This window comes from Devosia sp. A16 (assembly GCF_001402915.1).
In the GTDB taxonomy this organism is placed as follows: domain Bacteria; phylum Pseudomonadota; class Alphaproteobacteria; order Rhizobiales; family Devosiaceae; genus Devosia_A.
On the sequence record NZ_CP012945.1, the window covers coordinates 4,820,737 to 4,836,712 of the forward strand.

20 protein-coding genes are annotated in these 15,976 nt (G+C 65.2%); 9 read left to right on the forward strand and 11 right to left on the reverse strand.

The features are described 5' to 3' along the window. Positions 1 to 88: 88 nt before the first annotated feature. Together cysE and APS40_RS23255 are read right to left on the reverse strand one after the other, a co-directional pair. Positions 89 to 913, reverse strand: a complete 825-nt coding sequence (cysE, locus tag APS40_RS23250) for a serine O-acetyltransferase (protein WP_082434622.1) — start codon at positions 911 to 913, stop codon at positions 89 to 91. A 101-nt stretch (positions 914 to 1,014) separates the two neighbouring features. Beyond that, positions 1,015 to 1,707: an alpha/beta fold hydrolase gene (locus tag APS40_RS23255; RefSeq protein ID WP_236884165.1), complete on the reverse strand. Its 693-nt coding sequence runs from the start codon at positions 1,705 to 1,707 to the stop codon at positions 1,015 to 1,017. Between the two features lie 229 nt (positions 1,708 to 1,936). Here APS40_RS23255 and APS40_RS23260 point away from each other — a divergent pair, with 229 nt between their 5' ends. The 3 genes from APS40_RS23260 (at position 1,937) to APS40_RS23270 (ending at position 4,841) form a co-directional block, all read left to right on the forward strand. Continuing rightward, positions 1,937 to 2,182, forward strand: a complete 246-nt coding sequence (locus tag APS40_RS23260; protein ID WP_055049306.1) for a zinc-finger domain-containing protein — start codon at positions 1,937 to 1,939, stop codon at positions 2,180 to 2,182. A gap of 8 nt (positions 2,183 to 2,190) precedes the next feature. Continuing rightward, positions 2,191 to 3,432, forward strand: a complete 1,242-nt coding sequence (locus APS40_RS23265) for an FAD-dependent monooxygenase (protein WP_055049307.1) — start codon at positions 2,191 to 2,193, stop codon at positions 3,430 to 3,432. Positions 3,433 to 3,503: 71 nt separating this feature from the next. Next, complete coding sequence (locus APS40_RS23270; RefSeq protein WP_055049308.1) at positions 3,504 to 4,841, forward strand: TCR/Tet family MFS transporter; 1,338 nt, start codon at positions 3,504 to 3,506, stop codon at positions 4,839 to 4,841. Between the two features lie 247 nt (positions 4,842 to 5,088). Here the strand turns inward: APS40_RS23270 and gndA are convergent, their stop codons facing one another. After that, positions 5,089 to 6,507 (reverse strand): NADP-dependent phosphogluconate dehydrogenase, encoded by a 1,419-nt coding sequence (gene gndA, locus APS40_RS23275; RefSeq protein WP_055049309.1) that lies wholly within the window; start codon positions 6,505 to 6,507, stop codon positions 5,089 to 5,091. Positions 6,508 to 6,694: 187 nt separating this feature from the next. Here gndA and APS40_RS23280 point away from each other — a divergent pair, with 187 nt between their 5' ends. The 3 genes from APS40_RS23280 (at position 6,695) to APS40_RS23290 (ending at position 8,837) form a co-directional block, all read left to right on the forward strand. Then, complete coding sequence (locus APS40_RS23280; protein ID WP_055049796.1) at positions 6,695 to 7,474, forward strand: glucose 1-dehydrogenase; 780 nt, start codon at positions 6,695 to 6,697, stop codon at positions 7,472 to 7,474. Beyond that, positions 7,443 to 8,003, forward strand: a complete 561-nt coding sequence (locus APS40_RS23285) for a gluconokinase (RefSeq protein ID WP_055049310.1) — start codon at positions 7,443 to 7,445, stop codon at positions 8,001 to 8,003. Before APS40_RS23280 ends, APS40_RS23285 begins: the two co-directional genes overlap by 32 nt. 102 nt (positions 8,004 to 8,105) lie before the next feature. Then, on the forward strand, positions 8,106 to 8,837 hold the full coding sequence (locus tag APS40_RS23290; protein ID WP_055049311.1) for a hypothetical protein: 732 nt from the start codon (positions 8,106 to 8,108) through the stop codon (positions 8,835 to 8,837). 7 nt (positions 8,838 to 8,844) lie between these two features. Here APS40_RS23290 and APS40_RS23295 read toward each other — a convergent pair whose 3' ends face one another. Both APS40_RS23295 and APS40_RS23300 read right to left on the reverse strand, forming a co-directional pair. Further along, positions 8,845 to 9,441 (reverse strand): methylated-DNA--[protein]-cysteine S-methyltransferase, encoded by a 597-nt coding sequence (locus APS40_RS23295; protein ID WP_197279395.1) that lies wholly within the window; start codon positions 9,439 to 9,441, stop codon positions 8,845 to 8,847. Continuing rightward, a complete protein-coding gene (locus APS40_RS23300; protein ID WP_055049313.1) occupies positions 9,414 to 9,977 on the reverse strand; it encodes a TetR/AcrR family transcriptional regulator in 564 nt (187 codons plus the stop codon). Before APS40_RS23300 ends, APS40_RS23295 begins: the two co-directional genes overlap by 28 nt. Before the next feature lie 66 nt (positions 9,978 to 10,043). Between APS40_RS23300 and APS40_RS23305 the strand changes: the two genes are divergently transcribed. Next, entirely contained in the window at positions 10,044 to 10,571 is a 528-nt protein-coding gene (locus tag APS40_RS23305; RefSeq protein ID WP_055049314.1) for a dihydrofolate reductase family protein, read from the forward strand. 277 nt (positions 10,572 to 10,848) lie between these two features. On the opposite strand, the gene APS40_RS23310 is transcribed toward APS40_RS23305, so the two are convergent. The 4 genes from APS40_RS23310 to APS40_RS23325 form a co-directional block, all read right to left on the reverse strand. Further along, the gene (locus APS40_RS23310) at positions 10,849 to 11,154 is read right to left on the reverse strand and encodes a hypothetical protein (RefSeq protein WP_156343061.1); all 306 of its coding nucleotides are present in this window, start codon (positions 11,152 to 11,154) and stop codon (positions 10,849 to 10,851) included. A gap of 275 nt (positions 11,155 to 11,429) precedes the next feature. Beyond that, positions 11,430 to 11,780 carry a DUF1304 domain-containing protein gene (locus tag APS40_RS23315; RefSeq protein ID WP_055049316.1) on the reverse strand — a complete coding sequence of 117 codons (351 nt, stop codon included), beginning with the start codon at positions 11,778 to 11,780 and terminating at the stop codon, positions 11,430 to 11,432. An 84-nt stretch (positions 11,781 to 11,864) separates the two neighbouring features. After that, positions 11,865 to 12,047, reverse strand: a complete 183-nt coding sequence (locus APS40_RS23320; protein ID WP_055049317.1) for a CsbD family protein — start codon at positions 12,045 to 12,047, stop codon at positions 11,865 to 11,867. Positions 12,048 to 12,143: 96 nt separating this feature from the next. Continuing rightward, complete coding sequence (locus APS40_RS23325) at positions 12,144 to 12,914, reverse strand: MerR family transcriptional regulator (RefSeq protein ID WP_055049318.1); 771 nt, start codon at positions 12,912 to 12,914, stop codon at positions 12,144 to 12,146. 231 nt (positions 12,915 to 13,145) lie between these two features. Between APS40_RS23325 and APS40_RS23330 the strand changes: the two genes are divergently transcribed. Next, positions 13,146 to 13,508 carry a hypothetical protein gene (locus APS40_RS23330; protein ID WP_055049319.1) on the forward strand — a complete coding sequence of 121 codons (363 nt, stop codon included), beginning with the start codon at positions 13,146 to 13,148 and terminating at the stop codon, positions 13,506 to 13,508. On the opposite strand, the gene APS40_RS23335 is transcribed toward APS40_RS23330, so the two are convergent. Together APS40_RS23335 and APS40_RS23340 are read right to left on the reverse strand one after the other, a co-directional pair. Further along, the gene (locus tag APS40_RS23335) at positions 13,505 to 13,981 is read right to left on the reverse strand and encodes a hypothetical protein (protein WP_055049320.1); all 477 of its coding nucleotides are present in this window, start codon (positions 13,979 to 13,981) and stop codon (positions 13,505 to 13,507) included. The two genes, APS40_RS23330 and APS40_RS23335, sit on opposite strands and share 4 nt — an antisense overlap. Then, positions 13,978 to 14,265: a hypothetical protein gene (locus APS40_RS23340; protein WP_055049321.1), complete on the reverse strand. Its 288-nt coding sequence runs from the start codon at positions 14,263 to 14,265 to the stop codon at positions 13,978 to 13,980. Before APS40_RS23340 ends, APS40_RS23335 begins: the two co-directional genes overlap by 4 nt. 542 nt (positions 14,266 to 14,807) lie before the next feature. Here APS40_RS23340 and APS40_RS23345 point away from each other — a divergent pair. Beyond that, on the forward strand, positions 14,808 to 15,830 hold the full coding sequence (locus tag APS40_RS23345; RefSeq protein WP_055049322.1) for a tetratricopeptide repeat protein: 1,023 nt from the start codon (positions 14,808 to 14,810) through the stop codon (positions 15,828 to 15,830). Positions 15,831 to 15,976 lie beyond the last annotated feature (146 nt).

Here is a 15,976-nt window from a genome sequence, read left to right on the forward strand (position 1 = left end):
GCGCCTCGCCGGGCAATCCCGGGTCACGCATTTTTCCGCGATGACGGGCGCAAATTCGCGCGCCGAGCCGAGGCGGGTCGTCGCAGAATCAGCCAGTGAGATCCTGCACGACCCCCAGCTGATCCATCACCGATGCCGGATGCGGCGTGCCGGCTTCGCCGATAACGCGCGCCGGAACGCCGGCCACCGTCACCCGCGGCGGCACTTCCTTGACCACCACAGAGCCGGCGCCGATACGCGCGCAATCGCCGACCCGGATATTGCCCAGCACCACCGCATGGGCGCCGATCAGCACGCCATTGCCGATCTTGGGGTGGCGATCTTCCTCGGACTTGCCGGTACCACCCAGCGTCACGCCCTGCAGGATCGAGACATTGTCACCGATGGTGGCGGTCTCGCCGACCACGAAGCCGGTGGCATGGTCGAGCATGATGCCCTTGCCGATGCGGGCGGCCGGGTTGATGTCGACCTGGAAGACGGCGCTCGACCGGCTCTGCAGGTAGAGCGCGAAATCCTTGCGCCCCATCAGCCACAGCGCATGCGCGAAGCGGTGCGTTTGGATGGCATGGAAACCCTTGAAGTAAAGGAAGCAATCGACGGCCTTGTGCAGGGCCGGATCGCGCTCCAGCGTCGCCGCGAGATCGGCGCGCGCCTCGATGCCGATCTCCGGGCGCGAGTCCAGCGCTTCGCGGAAGGCCTGCCGGATCAGGTCGGCGGAAACGTCAGGATGATCCAGCCGTTCGGCCAGTCGGTGCGCCAGCGCATCTTCGAAGCAACCGTGGTTGAGCACGTTGGAATAGAGCAGATTGCTCAGCGAAGGTTCGCTGGCCACCACCTGTCGGGCCCCCGAGACCACCGCGTCCCACACCGGGTCCATGGCCGTGACATTGGCCGTCTTCAAATTCGTGCTCATAAGGCTCTCCATCGGCGAGTGCCGATATAAGACAAAACGTGCTCCGATACCAACCCATAGCGCACAGATTGGTTCGCCGGCTCTGAACTCGCGCTGAATGGTTACTCCGGCGCATGCCGGGCGAGGAATTCCAATGCTGCGGCCTTGAACTGCTTGTCCCCGGTGGCGCGCATGTGGTCGCGACGCTCGATGGTGAAGGCTTCACCACGGGGAAGGAGTGCAGCGAGACCCTGCGCCGAGCCCGCCATGTCGTCGTCGCTGCCGACCGCCACCAGCACCGGCTGGCCGATGCGGCGGACATCGGCCTCCCGCATTGGTTCGCGCGAGTTGACCATGCAGGCGGCAAGCGCCGCCCGATCGGCTTTGTTGTGATCGGCAAAGATGCGGAACTGCCGCCCGGTGCGCCCCGTGACCTGATCGAGCGACTCGGCGGTCAGCGCCGAGATGATCTCCTCGCTGTCCTCGAGCCCCGAGATCAGGTTGAGCCCCATGCCGCCCCAGATGGCGCAACTGACCGCCGCGGGATCCTGCAGCATCAGGTAGGCGGCGATGCGTGCGCCCATCGAGTAGCCCATGACCGGCGCGCTACCGATGCCCAGATGGTCCAGCAGGCGCTTGGCGTCCCTGGCCATCTCGTGCGCGAAATAGAGCTGCGCGTCGTAGAGTTTTCGCGATGCACCGTGCCCGCGATTGTCGAAGGTGATCGGCTGGTAGCCGGCGGCGGTCAACGCCTCTACCCAGCCGGTATCGATCCAGTTGACCTTGCCGGACGAGCCGAAGCCATGGATGAGCAAGATGGGACGGCCCTGGCCATGCACTTCGTACGCGATGGAGATTCCGGAGGAACTGAACTGGGGCAAGGGACGGCCTTTCGGTTGGGGCGCTGGTTTAACAAGTCCCGCGCCCGCATCAAAGCCACATCCCCGCCCGACACGGAATGGGACAACCGCGCACGCCGGCACTCTTGGCTTCCCGCCCTCCCGCCGCTATGTTCCGGCCGAATTCGAACCCGAGGACCACCCGATGGCGCACGAGAGCACCCCGCACTTCCACAATACCCAGGGTCTGGCGCGTATCGAGGTCGGCTCCAAGGAGTTCATGTGCGTCGGCGCCCTGCCCCCGTTCGACCACCCGCACATCTATATCGACATGGGCAAGGACAACGAGACCGTCTGCTCCTATTGCTCGACCCTCTACGTGTTCAACCCTGAACTGGCGCCCGGGACCTCCGAGCCGCTCTCGGCGGTGTATCACTCCGAAGCCGCCTGATTCTGCCGATGTCCGGCAACGGACGCACCGTCTACATCGCGGGCGCCGGCATTGCCGGCCTGACGCTGGCCCTGGCGCTCGCCAAGTTCGGCGCGACCGTGGTGGTGCTCGAGCGCAATGCGAAGGTGCAGGAAGTGGGTGCCGGCCTGCAGGTCAGCCCCAACGCCCGCAAGATCCTCAACCGGCTCGGCCTCGACAAGGCGTTGGCGGCCGCGGCATTCGAGCCACGCGGCATCGATGTCTATCCCTATGGCGCCGACCATCCGCTGGTGACGCTGGAGCTCGGCGAGGTCATGGCGCAGCGCTTCGGCGCGCCCTACACCGTGATTCACCGGGCCGACCTCGCCGAGGTGCTGCACCGGGCCTGCAAGCGCTTCGCCAATATCGACCTGCTGTTCGGCGTCCGCGCCTATGACGTGGTGAGCCACGCGCGTGGCGTTTCGGTCACCGTCGACGAGGCTGACGGCAAATCGCGCTCCGCCCGGGCCTTCGCCTTTATCGGCGCCGACGGGGTCAACTCGCGCACCCGCACCGGCGTGCTGATGGGGCCGGAAGCCACTTATTCCGGTATGGTGGCCTGGCGCATCACGCTCGGCCAATCGGCCCTCGACGGCGTGCTGGCGCCCGACCGCACCAGCCTGCTGTGGGGCCCGGGCTATCATGCGGTAACCTACCCGTTGCCGCATCGCCGGCAGATCAACGTCGCGCTGTTCGCCAAATCCAAGGCGGCGCGCACCTTCGGCGCCGAGCCGCCACGGGCGCCCGAGCTGCCTTGGGCCGCACTGAAAAGTCGGCAGTTCGCCGCGATTCGCGAAGCCGCGGGCGACGATTGGGGCTTCTGGCCGGTCTCCACCGTCAGCACGCCGACCTGGTCGGAAGGTGGCGTCGGCATCATCGGCGATGCCGCGCACGCCATGTTGCCGTTCCAGGCGCAGGGCGCCGCCATGGCCATCGAGGATGCCGCCATCCTCGCGCCGCTGCTGATGACCGAAGCCGAGGCCGAGCAGGCGCTCCGCCGCTACGCCGCCTTGCGCCAGCCGCGCGTCGGACAGGTGCGCAAGCTTTCCAATTCCAACGGCTTCGCCTTCCACCTCGAATGGCCGTTCACCCTCGCCCGCAACGCCGTGGTGAAATTGCAGGGTCCGCGCGGCCATCTGAAACGCCTCGCCTGGCTCTACGGCTACGACGCCGCGCCCGACCCCGAGGGTCTGCCAGCGCCATCGCGACCGGCCCGCCCGGACGTTCACTGAAGCCGTTGGCGCTTGCCTTCGCCGGAGGCGATGTGTCAACTGCCGCTCCACATTGGGAATAATCGCCCCGCATGCCCGTTTCTCCGCAATCCAATCTCACGCTCGCCTGCGTGCTCATCACCATCTTCCTGGACATGCTGGGCTACGGCATCATCCTGCCGGTGCTGCCGCAACTGATCGGCCAGCTCTCGGGCGGCAGCGTCGCGCAGGCGGCGGTGATCGGCGGCTACCTGGTGTTCGCCTACTCGCTGATGCAGTTCCTGTTCGGGCCGGCGCTCGGCAACCTCTCCGACCGCTTCGGCCGGCGCCCCATCATCCTGATCGCCCTCGCGGGGCTGACGATCGACTACACCATCATGGGCTTTGCCAACTCGCTGGTGCTGATCTTCATCGGCCACACCATCGCCGGCATCTCCGGCGCCTCGGTGGCGACGGCAACCGCCTACATCGCCGACATTACCCCGCGTGAGAAGCGCGCCCACCGCTTCGGCCTGATCGGCGCCGCCTTCGGGCTGGGCTTCATCTTCGGACCGGTGGTCGGCGGGCTGCTCGGAGAGCTCGGCCCGCGTTGGCCGTTCTATGCCGCCGCCGTGCTGGCGGGCGCCAACCTGCTGTTCGGCTTTTTCGTCCTCCCCGAGAGCCTCGGCAAGGACAAGCGGCGTCCCTTCGACATCCGCCGCGCCAACCCGTTCGGCGTGCTGCTGAGCCTGTCGAAAAACCCCGTCGTGCTGTGGCTGTTGGCGACGCTCGGCATCTTCGTGCTGGCCAGCCAGTCCTTCCCGTCGGTGTGGAACTTCTTCACCATCGAAGTGCTGAACTTCTCGTCGGCGCAGATTGGGGTGGCGCTCGGCTGTTTCGGCATCGGCTTCGCCGCCAGCCAGGCGCTGCTGGTGGGCCTCCTGACCAAGCGGATCGGCGAGTGGTCGACGGTGCTGCTCGGCATGTTGGCGGCTTCAATCGCCTTCATCGGCACCGCCTCGATCCACTCCGAGATCCCGCTCTACTTCTTCCTGATCTTCGGTTCGCTCGCTGGCGTCGCCGGCCCGGCCATCAACTCGCTGATGTCGCGCCAGGTCCCCGACGATGCGCAGGGAGAGCTGCAGGGCGCCATCAACGCCACCAACTCGCTGGCGTCGATTCTAGGGCCGCTGCTGGCCACGCAGCTGTTCAGCCACTTCACCCAGGCTTCGCCCGGCACGCCCGGTTATTTCCCCGGCGCACCGTTCCTCGGCGCCGGTATCCTGGTGATCGTCGCGGCGCTGCTGTTCATCTACACCGTGCGCCGCTTCGACCTGATGCACCGGCCGCGCGTCGCCAAGAAGGACCACGTCCACGAGATGGCCCAGCCCGGCCAGCAGCAGACCCCACCGCATGATGAGAACGGGAATGGGAACGGACACGCCGCGTAGCCGGTGACTCGAAGCCCCCTCTCTTGCGAAAACTAAGGACTTAGCTGCGCTAAGCCCGAGTTTTCACTTTCTCCCCCGCCAAGGGGGAGATGATCGGTGCCTTCCACATGCACCTGAGCATCAGTCGGGACTCTCCACCTTGGCGGGGGAGAAAGCGATTTCTTAGGTTTAGCCGTTTGGCAAAGCCTAAGAAATCGCAAGAGAAGGGCTGCTGGAGGGCACAATGGCTCCCCCAGCGATGTCGCCCTTACTTCCCGAGCGTCGACGGCCACTTGCCGTGCTGCTCGCCTTCGCGGTCGGTGAGAATGAAGCCATGAGCGCCGAAGAAGTCGCGCTGACCCTGGGTCAGGTTGGCCGTCCCCTGCGCCTGGCGATAGCTGTCGAAATAGGCGAGCGACGCACTGAGGCAGATCAGCGGGAACTCGCCGATGGCGCCGGCCGCCACGATCTTGCGCAACGACTTGTGGGCATCCTTCATGATGGCGACGAAGTCCGGCACCATCAGCAGGTTGGTGGCGCCGCCTTTGGCATAGGCCGCCGACATCTGGTCAAGGAAGCGGGAGCGGATAATGCAGCCGGCGCGCCAGATCTTGGCGATGGTGGCGAGCGGCAGGTTCCAGCCGAACTCTTCCGACGCCTTGGAGAGCACCGCAAAGCCCTGCGCGTAGGAGACGATCTTGCCGGCCAGCAGGGCCTGCTCGAGGTCGGTGAGCGAGATGTCGGCCTTGCCCGCCGACGGCCTGCCGTAGACCGCCTCGGCGGCCACGCGCTCCTCCTTGCGCGAGGAGATCGAGCGGGCCGCCACCGCGCCCTCGATGGCCGTTGCCGGCACCGCCAGCTGCTGCGCCGCGATCGCGGTCCAGGTGCCAGTGCCCTTCTGGCCGGCCTTGTCGAGGATCAGCTCGACCAGCGGCTTGCCGGTCCTGGGCTCGATCGCCTCGAGGACGTAGCCGGTGATCTCGATCAGGTAGGAGTTGAGCGGACCCTGGTTCCAGTCCTTGAAGACCTTGGAGGCGGCCGCCGGATTCAGCCCGAGCCCGTCGCGCATCACCCCATAGGTCTCGGCGATCATCTGCATGTCGCCGTACTCGATGCCGTTATGGATCATCTTGACGAAATGGCCGGCCCCGCCTTCGCCGAGATAGGCGCAGCACGGCTCGCCGTTGAACTTGGCCGAGATCGCCTCGAGGATCGGCTGGGCGTTCTTCCACTGCTGCTCGGGGCCGCCGACCATGATCGAGGGGCCATGGCGAGCGCCTTCCTCACCCCCGGAGACGCCGATGCCGAGGAACCCGATGCCCTTGTCGCGCAGGTATTCGAAACGCCGCTGGCTGTCGGTATAGAGCGAGTTGCCGCATTCGAGGATGGCGTCGCCCTGTTCGAGGTGCGGCAACAGCTGCTCGATCATCTCGTCGACCGGCTTGCCGGCCTTGACCATGATGATGATCGAGCGCGGCCGCTTCACCGACTGGATGAATTTCACCAGGTCGGCTTCCGGCACGACCTTGCCGTCGAGCCCCTGCTCCTTCGCCGTGGCAACGAAATCGTCGATCTTGGAGGCGGTGCGGTTGTGGACCGCGATGGTGTAGCCTTTTTCGGCGATGTTGAGCGCCAGATTGGAGCCCATTACTGCGAGCCCGATCAGCCCGATATCGGCAGACGCCATCATTATCTCCATTGGGAGTCATTAGGATTTCTTTGCGCGGCTTTTTGGCACGGGCGAGGGCCGAATGCCACCCCATCGGAACCTTGAAGCACCTGCCCTGTGCACGTTCCTCACCACCAGGCTCGCCTGGTCTTACCAAGCCGCGCATCATCCACTAGTGTCGCGCCGGCTGAGCCTGGGAGGGGCACTGACTTTGGACTCGATTTCTCTATTCAATCTGAGCGGCAAGCGCGCGCTGGTCACCGGTTCCAGCCGGGGCATCGGCTTCGGCATTGCCCTCGCACTGGCCGGCGCCGGCGCCGAGGTGATCCTCAACGGCCGCGATACGGCCGCCCTTGGCGAAGCCGCCGCGCGTCTGGTCGACGGCGGTGCGCTCGGCGTCAAGGCGCTGGCCTTCGACGTGACCAGCGAGGAGAGCGTCGAGGACGCCATCGCCCACGCCGAAACCGAGATCGGCCAGATCGACATTCTCGTCAACAATGCCGGCATGCAGCACCGCGCGCCGCTCGAGGAATGGCCGCTCGACAAGTTCAGGCAGGTGATCGACACCAACCTGACTTCGGCCTTCATTGTCGGTCGCGCCGTGGCGCGCGGCATGATCGCCCGCAGGAGCGGCAAGATCATCAACATCTGCTCGGTGATGAGCAATCTGGCGCGCCCGTCGATCGCTCCCTATGCGGCGAGCAAGGCAGCCATCGCCAACCTCACGCGCGGCATGGCCGTCGATTGGGCGAGGCACGGCCTCAACGTGAACGGCATCGCGCCGGGCTATATCCGCACCGAGCTCAACGAGGCGCTGCTGAAAAACCAGGAGTTCAATTCCTGGGTCGAAAAGCGCACCCCGATGGGCCGCTGGGGCGACCCCACCGAGCTGGGCGGCGCTGCCGTCTTCCTCGCTTCCGAGGCTTCCACCTTCGTCAACGGACACATCCTTTATGTCGACGGCGCCTTCACTGCCACCGTTTGAGAACGCGCGGATCATCATCGCCATGGGAGTGTCGTCGTCGGGCAAATCGGCGACCGGCGCGGCGATAGCGCGCCGGCTGCATGCCCCCTTCCTCGACGGCGACGGCTACCATCCGCCGGCCAACAAGGAGAAGATGCGCAACGGCATCCCGCTCACCGACGAGGATCGCTGGCCGTGGCTCGAAACCCTCGCCGGCGCGCTGCATGAGGCTGCCGAACAAAAGGGCGTCGCAGTGGGCGCCTGCTCGTCGCTGAAGCGCGCCTATCGCGAGTTTCTCACCGAGAAGGCCGGCGAGCCGATCCTTTTCGTCTTTCTCGATGGCGACATCGACACCATCCGCAAGCGCATCGAAGCCCGCAGCCACGAATTCATGAGCCCCAAACTGCTCGACAGCCAGTTCGCCACGCTCGAACGGCCCGACCCGGACGAGAACGTGCTGGCGGTCTCGATCGAGGATCCCATCGAAACCGTGGCGGGCAAAGTGGTCAAGCAGCTCGGCCACCTGAAGGTCTTCAAGCGCGGACAGTAGCCGGCAGGTTGCCGCCATGTTTGCATTCGTCTGCAATGGCGAAAGCCAACCTTCACCGCTGCCGGACTAAGCTCGCCGCTGCAGATCTTCTGTGGGGCGGTCATGTCGGGACGCGATCTGGTGCGCGATGTGCGGAGCACGACGAGGCCGGCGGCCGTTTCCGGCCAGTCCCTGGGACTGTTCGACCTGTTGGTGACCGCGCTGGCGGTCGTCGCCGTCGGCAGCCTCGCCTATTTTGGCTTCGCCACCTGGATGGCGCCCCACGCCCCACAGCCGGGCCCGCCCCAGCAGCTCGTCGCCACCACTGATCCCGACCTGGTGTGGACCGACGAGGATACCGCGCGCTGCCGGAACGAGGCGCTGGCCAGCGGCGAAGTAGACCTGCCTGCCCAGGCCATTATCGCCAATCGCGCCGTCACTGACGGCTTTGCGCCGATGGCAACGATGATCGCCTGCCGCATCGCCACCAAGAGCCTCCGCTTCTGCGACCCCGAGCAGAAGGCTGGCCTGGTGGCGATGATCAATGACTATTTGGCCCGGCTCGACATGATCCGGCTCGGGATGGGCGTGCAGGGCGCACCGATGGCCGTGCTCGGCGAGATGTTCGGAGGCGAGGTCCAGGCGGGGGCAGGAATCTACCAGATCGAAAAGGACGGCACCTTCGCGTTCATGCAGGTCTACCACGAGCGGATCTCCTCCGCGCTGCAGCGACTGGGGCGCGACGGCATCGCATCGCCCACCGATTTCGCGACTTTCATGGGTTCCGGCGTGCCGGCGAGCATTACCGACATGTTTGCCGGCGTGGTACCCGAACGCCAGGCGTGCACGGCGTAGGCCGTCCTCAAAACCCGAATGAGAACTGCCCGGACGGCGAGGCGGCCTTCTCGAGCGCCAGCATTTCCATCTTGGCCCTCACCCCACCCGGGGAGGAGAACCCGCCGGTGCGTCCATCGGCGGCCAGCACCCGGTGGCACGGGACGATCAGCGGGATCGGGTTGGCCCCCATCGCCGCCCCCACGGCGCGCGACAGCGCCACATCGCCGAGCCAGCGGGCGATGGCGCCATAAGTGGTCGTCTCGCCCCAGGCGAGGCCGCGGATATGCTCGTAGATGCGCCGGTTGATGTCCGACACGCGCGACAGGTCGAGTTCGACATCGATGAAATTGTCGTTCGCCCCCTCGGCATAGGCGAGAATTCGCGCCGTGATTTCCGGCTGACCATCGGCAGCTTCGACGCCGCCCGTCTGCTCGAGCCGCGCCCGCATCTCCTGAAGCCCTTCGCCCGGCAGCAACAGGCGACAAATCCCGGCATCGGTCCAGCCGATCGCCATGGGTCCCAGAGCCGTGTCGAGCATGCGGTAGCGCATGGTGCGCAATGTAGTGGCGACCGGCGAAGCAATGAACCCGAAAACTACGAAATTCCGCTCACCTTCAGCCACTCATGCAGCTCCCGCCTCAGAAAGCTGCGCAGCGTGCCCTCGCGCGAAAACCCCCACCACAGGACCGCGCCCTGCCACTGGCTGGCCATCAACCGGCCGAGCAGCGCCTGCCGGACAGGGTCATTGCTGAGCCGCCGGCCAAGTGCGCGGTTCATCGCTCCGTTCCACTGCACGCCGCGGGCCCGAAGCACCGGATCGCGAAAATCCTCGCGCAGCAGCAGCAACCCCTGCGCAGCCTCCTCACCGGCGCCATAGCCGGCCGACAGTCGCACCAGCAGAGCGATCGCCCCCTCCGGATCGACAGGATGACTGGCGTCCGCTCCGGCAACTGTCAGGTCGAGCTGGTCCCACATCCACAGCAGCGCGGCGCGCAGCAGCGCTTCGCGGTTGCCATAACGCTGCACCAGCGTCGCCGGCGACAGGCCGGTGGCAACCGATGCCGAAGCGAAGGTCAGGCCCGCCGGGCCTTCACGCGACACCAGGGCGGCGACGGCTTCGACGACATCCTCATCCGAGATCTTGCGGGGTCTGGACATGGCTTCCAATATAAACGAATGTTCGTTTATAAATCACTGAGACCAGCCTCACCAAGGAGAATCGTCATGGCCCGCATCGTCGGCTACATCGCTTCGAGCCTCGACGGCTTCATCGCCGACCCCCAGGAGTCCCTGACCTGGCTCACCCAACGCACCGATATGCAGCTGGGCGAGTTCGACTACAACCTGTTCATCAAGCGGATCCGGACCGTGGTGATGGGGCGTGGTACCTATGACTGGCTGGTGCGCGAGAACATCCCCTGGCCGTATGGCGAGCAGCGGGTCATCGTCGTCACTTCGCGCCCCCTGCCCTCGCCGATCGGCAAGCTCGAGACCCGGACCGATATTGATGCGCTGGTTGCCGAGCTCAGGGCGCTCGACGACGGCGACGTCTGGATGCTGGGCGGCGGCCAGTTGCAGATGGCCTTCATGGAACGCGGCGCGCTCGACGAGATCGAGATCTACGTCATCTCGCAACTGCTCGGCGGCGGCTTCCCGCTGTTTCCCGCCACCGGCTTAGAGAAGAGCCTGAAGCTGCTGTCTTCGAACACGCTGGGCACCGGCTGCGTTCGGCTGCATTACAGTTTCGAATAGGCCCTGGGTCCCAGCGAAAGCTCAGTTATGCCTACTGCGTTCGACCTGAGCGCTCTTCGGTGAGCTTGCCATCGGAAAGCGCCTCAAGCTCGGCGTCATCCCCGCGAAAGCGTGGACCTCCGTTTGAGATCGCGCCGCGGGCACAAAAACGGAGGTTCCCGCTTTCGCGGGAATGACCCGGTGGGTGGGGCAGGACCACCCGAGCGACGGCCGGACCCAATTCCCCATCCCACGCAAACGGATAGATTGGTCCGCCTTCGCCGGGTTGAACCGCCCCCTAGATCGGCTGGCTCTCCAGCACGATTTCCCACTTGTCGCCGAGTGCGATCTGGATCTCCGAGACGAGGAACGGCAGCAGCGCGTTGAACTCGTTGCGGTCCCGCTCGGAGATCCGCCACGTCGGGTCGTTCGGATTGTCCCAGTTGACCTGGCGGTCGTAGAGCTCGTTCAGCCGCGTCAGGCGCCGGATGATGTCGTTGGAAAAGCCCCAGAACCCGAGTTCTGTGGCGTGGCCGTCGACGAACAGCGGCGCCAGCCCGTGGCTTACCATGCCGAAATCGACCAGGAACACCACCTGTTTCACAGTGGATCGTGCCCCAGCTTGCCGTGGGTCCCGCGCCGCGTCCGGCGCCTCGCCCGTCCAATCGACGGATACTGCTTTGCCGGAGGTCATAGAACCTCCGTCATGTGCCGGAAATTGGGCATCACCGCCCTCGTTCGGAGGCGTTTTCTCCGCCACCACTCAAGATAGCCCATCGTCTATCGCCCCTCAGATCCGTCCGCAGGAGCAAGGTTAGCCAGTTCGTCTCCCATGGGCAATTTCTGCCCAGCAGAGTATCCAACTGCTTGTGCAAAAGCTCAGGCGAGCCACACCGCAATCAACGCCACCACAGCGGGAATTGTCTGTACAAACAGGATCTTGCGACCAACGGTGACGGCCCCGAACACACCTGCCACGGCGACGCACAGCAGGAAGAAGATCTTGACGGGATCGCCTGGCTCGCCCAGCCAGATGCCCCAGATCAACCCTGCAGCGAGGAAACCGTTGTAGAGGCCCTGGTTCGCGGCGAGCGTCTTCGACTCGCTGGCAAAGGCCGGCGTCGTGCCGAACGCCTTGATCCCCTGCGGTTTATCCCACAGGAACATCTCGAGGATCAGGATGTAGATGTGGATGAGGGCGATGACGCCCGTCAGTATGCTGCCGACCATGCCCGCGACTCCGTGCTGGATGCGCCGAGCCTAATGCAAAAAGGCCGCCCGAGGGCGGCCTTTCCTGAACCTATGAGCGGTCGCTCAGTGCTTGAGCGCGTCGCGCGCTGCCTGCTTGACCTTGCCGGCCGCCTTCTGCACCGAGCCTTCCACCTTGTCGGCGGCGCCGTCGGCCTGCAGCTTGCGGTCCCCGGTCGCCTTGCCGACGGCTTCCTTGACGTTGCCGCGTGCCTGTTTGGCCGCACCCTTGATCTCGTCCTTGTGCATTCCCGGTCTCCCTGGGGGTTAGCGTTCGGAGCAGATAATGCGGGCCGGCCACCAAACGTTCCGACGACGGGGCAAACTCGTCAGCGACCCCTACCGCTATCCCCGGCGCTTGGCATGGAGCTTCATCGAGCCCGACAGGTACTGGGCGAACCCCGGCTCGATCGTCTCATACCGCGCGACGAAATTCGGATGCTGGAGATAGAGGTCGGCGAGACCGGCATAGGCCTCGGGCGGACATGGCCTGCCCCACATCTGCGAGACCCACATCCGATGCCGGTTCAACAGCGGGTCGAGGGTGGGCGAGCCCATCGGCACTCCGCGGCGAAGCCCCTCGGCAAGCCCCTGCTCCATGTCGTGCAATTCGCGGTTGAGCTCGAGCTTTTCCGCCTCCGACAGCTTCTCATATCGGCCTCTGCTAAGCGCGATGCGCTCCGGCATGTCGCCGCCATACTGCTCCACCAGCCAGGCCTCGTATTCGGCCTGCTTGTCGGGCGAGACGCCTTTGTACAAATCCTCGTTCTTCATCACGCATTCTCCTTCAATGCTGGCGATCGTGCGGTCGATCGTCCTGACGAGTCGGGCGTAGCGCTTCGCCTCCTGGTTCAGACGTTCGCGCTGCCGGCGCAGCGCCGCCAGCCGATCGAAGTCAGGCGCATCGAGGATGGCGGCGATGTCCGAGAGTGGAATGCCGAGCTCTCGATGGAGCAGGATCTGCTGCAGCCGCAGCAATTGCTCCTGTCCATAGTGGCGATAGCGGTTGTGCCCCGTGAACGCCGGCCTCAGCAGGCCGATCTGGTCGTAGTGATGCAAGGTCCGGATCGACACCCCGGACAGCTTTGCCACCTCTGCAACCGTCAGTGTTTTCATCACCCGTTCTCCGCGGGATAAGGGGATAGTCCCTGACGCTACGTGAGGGTCAATATCGATTTGCGCAAAAGCCGCGACAGCCGGTTTTACAGCGCGTCAACCAGGCTGCCCGCTATCGCCGGCAAATGTGGAAACTCGGTATCTTGTCCGCCGTTGCTCCCCCTCAGACTGCAAGTGCAAGCAGAGACGCGGCGCATGCCAGCGAGTTGCCCTGGGGGTCTGCGAGGTGAAATGGCGCAACGGATCGACATTCAGGACCTGCTCGTCTGGGCCTTCCGGCACCAGTCGGTGGAAACCTCTGCCGGAGCCGATCCGGACGCATTGGCCGTCTACTGGGCCGTGCTCGCCCTGCCCGTGCCGCATGCCACGGTGATCCGCCGCTTTGCCCGCGAAGCCCGCCGGCCCGATTGGCACGCCGCCCGCACGCGCTGCGTTTCTCTCGACGGCGTTCGGCGCGGGCGACGCTTGTACACTGAATGGGTCCGGGCCCTGACGGTGCTGCAGCGAACGCTCGACGGCTCGCTCGGCCGGTTTTCCGTCACCGGTCCGCATCTCGACGATCAGCCTTGGCTACGCGAGCGGCTCCGCGCCTAGCGGCACTGCTGCACTAACCGCGCCAGCGCCGACGACGAACCGACAAGCCCAAAGCTGTGCGTCTTGTAGTGGCCGGCGGCGTCGACGACGCTCAAGCCCGTGCCCGACTTGAGCAGCGCCACCAGCGGCCCGTCTGCCGGCACGCTACCGGCGAACATGCCATCCATCGCCTCATACCGCATCGATACACGCTGGGTGGCAATGCCCACGTTGAAATCGACATCATTGACTTCGTCTCCGTCAGGAGCGCGCTCGCCTCCGGCCGCGAGGTCGTAGCGGATGTAGACCTCACCCGACGAGCAGGTAAGAAACAGATACGCTTGAGGTGCATCGGTCGCGCAGGCGGCAGCGGTGAAGACCAGCCCGCCTTCGTCGTCTTGCGGCCCAGCCGTCCAGGTCTCGCACGCCTCCTCGGCCGCAGCCGGCAGCGCCGCGAACAACAGGGCGAATGCAAAAAGCATGAAGCGGATCATGGCGCTTCGCCCAGATAGCTGACCTCGATCCGCTGAAACAGCGGCCCCTGCTTCATGGTGTCGAGCCACCTGTTGAACTCCGCCACGTCGCGAAAGCCGGCCCTCCTTGCGTCCCCCTCGGTCACGTCGGCCGGCGACAGGTCGTCGATCCGGCCGATCTTCAGGAGCCCCACCTTGGTCTTGAGCGTTCCGCCCGGCTTCACCGTCGGTCGCGTCCAGCGCCGGAACTGCAGCGTGATGTCACCCCGCTTGATCGCCTCGAGCACCTCGAGCTTCAGCAGCATCCGTCACTCCTTCTTGACCCGCACAGCAAGGCTCGGCGCCGATACCGAGCACCACCTAGGCCGAAGCACCCGTGGGGCGTCGAGCCTGCGCGCCAACCCTTCGATGTCGTCGGGGCGAAGTCAAGGCGCGGCCGCGCGACGCGGCGCATTGGCAGGGATCTACTTGGCGACGTTCGATCGAAGCTGTCATTGCCATCCCAATCGTTGCATCAATGTCGCTGTTGCACAGATGCGCGACACCAACGTCAAATATCGCGGCAGCCAGCTTCCGCTGCGTAAAAATCGTCGATACGGTCCACCTCAGGACAAGGCCGTTCAACTCAGTTGGATTTTCTGTTGTGAGAGCTGACCTATCGCATCATCCACGAACAGTTGCAGAACACCAGACGGCCACTATTCCTCGACTGCTGATTGTTCCGCCGCGCCACCGCTCACCGCTGGTGGACGCACAAGACCACAAGATCGCTCTCTCCCTCGTCACCGATGTTACGCTCAGCCTGTGCCGAAGCCGGCTCTATGAAGTCATCGCGCCGCATTCGGCAATGAAACTGACCAGCGGCCCGATCTGGGAGGAGATGCTCCCGGCCGACTATATCGTGCTCACCGACGTGGCGCTTTGCGAGACCGGCCTGCCGGTTTCGGTAATGAGCATCGACGTGGTCGCCACCGCGCTGGGCCAGCGCGTCTATCGCGGCGAAGTCGAGCTGCGCTCGGGCGCGCTGCAGAGCATTCATGACAGCTTCTGCGCCGTGCTTGCCGACAAGATCTGTGGCGAGATCGGCGCCTACGAGCTGCGGAAGTATCGCCGCACGGGCGCCGCCTCGGCCTATGTGCACTACCTGATCGCCATGCAGCGGCGCGATCGCAACGACTTGCCGTCCCTGCTGCGCGCCCAGAAGTCGCTAACCCGCTCGGTGCAGTTGTCACCGGACTTCGTGCCCGCCCTGGCCCAGCTCGCCCGCACTAAAACCCTCGAATGGCTGGAGCGCGGCAGTGCCGACCGTACGCTGCTGCTCGAGGCCCGCCACTTGGCGCAACGCGCTCACGGCTACGATCCCAACGACAGCGCCAGCCTGCGCGAGCTTGGTCACGCGGCGCTTTATCTGCACGATCTCGCCGGTGCGCGGGAGCACTTCGAGGCGGCGCACGAGCTCGCCCCGAACCATGCGGATCTGCTCGTCGACCAGGCGGACGTTCTCACCCACCTGTCGATGCACGACGAGGCCGAGGCAAAAATTTCGCGGGCGCTTTCGCTGAACCCGTTGGCGCCGGACGACTATTACTGGATCGCCGGGGCGGTCAGCTTCTTCCGGCGCGAGTACAGGCAGGCGCTGCGGCGCCTGTCGGCGATGGAGTCACCGGGGCTGGCGCTCCGCCTGATGGCAGCCTCGGCGGCGATGCTGAACGACCAGGAAGCAGCCGCGAGCTACCGCGAGCAGGCGCTGGCCCGCGATCCGGCGTTCACACTCGACAAGTGGCTGAGCCTCTATCCGGCTCCCAACTCCGACGACACCGAGCACTATCTCGATGCCCTGTTCCTGGCGGGCTTTCCGCGAAGAACTTAACCAGATGTTAATGCAATTGGGATCCTCCTTTGTTGTTCACAGGAGGATCCCAATTGAACAATTCATCCACTTCTTCGAAAGTTGTTACCGCAACGGCGAACAGCGCCAAGGCCATGCCGGCGCTGCCGCGCATTCCCAGCCGCAAA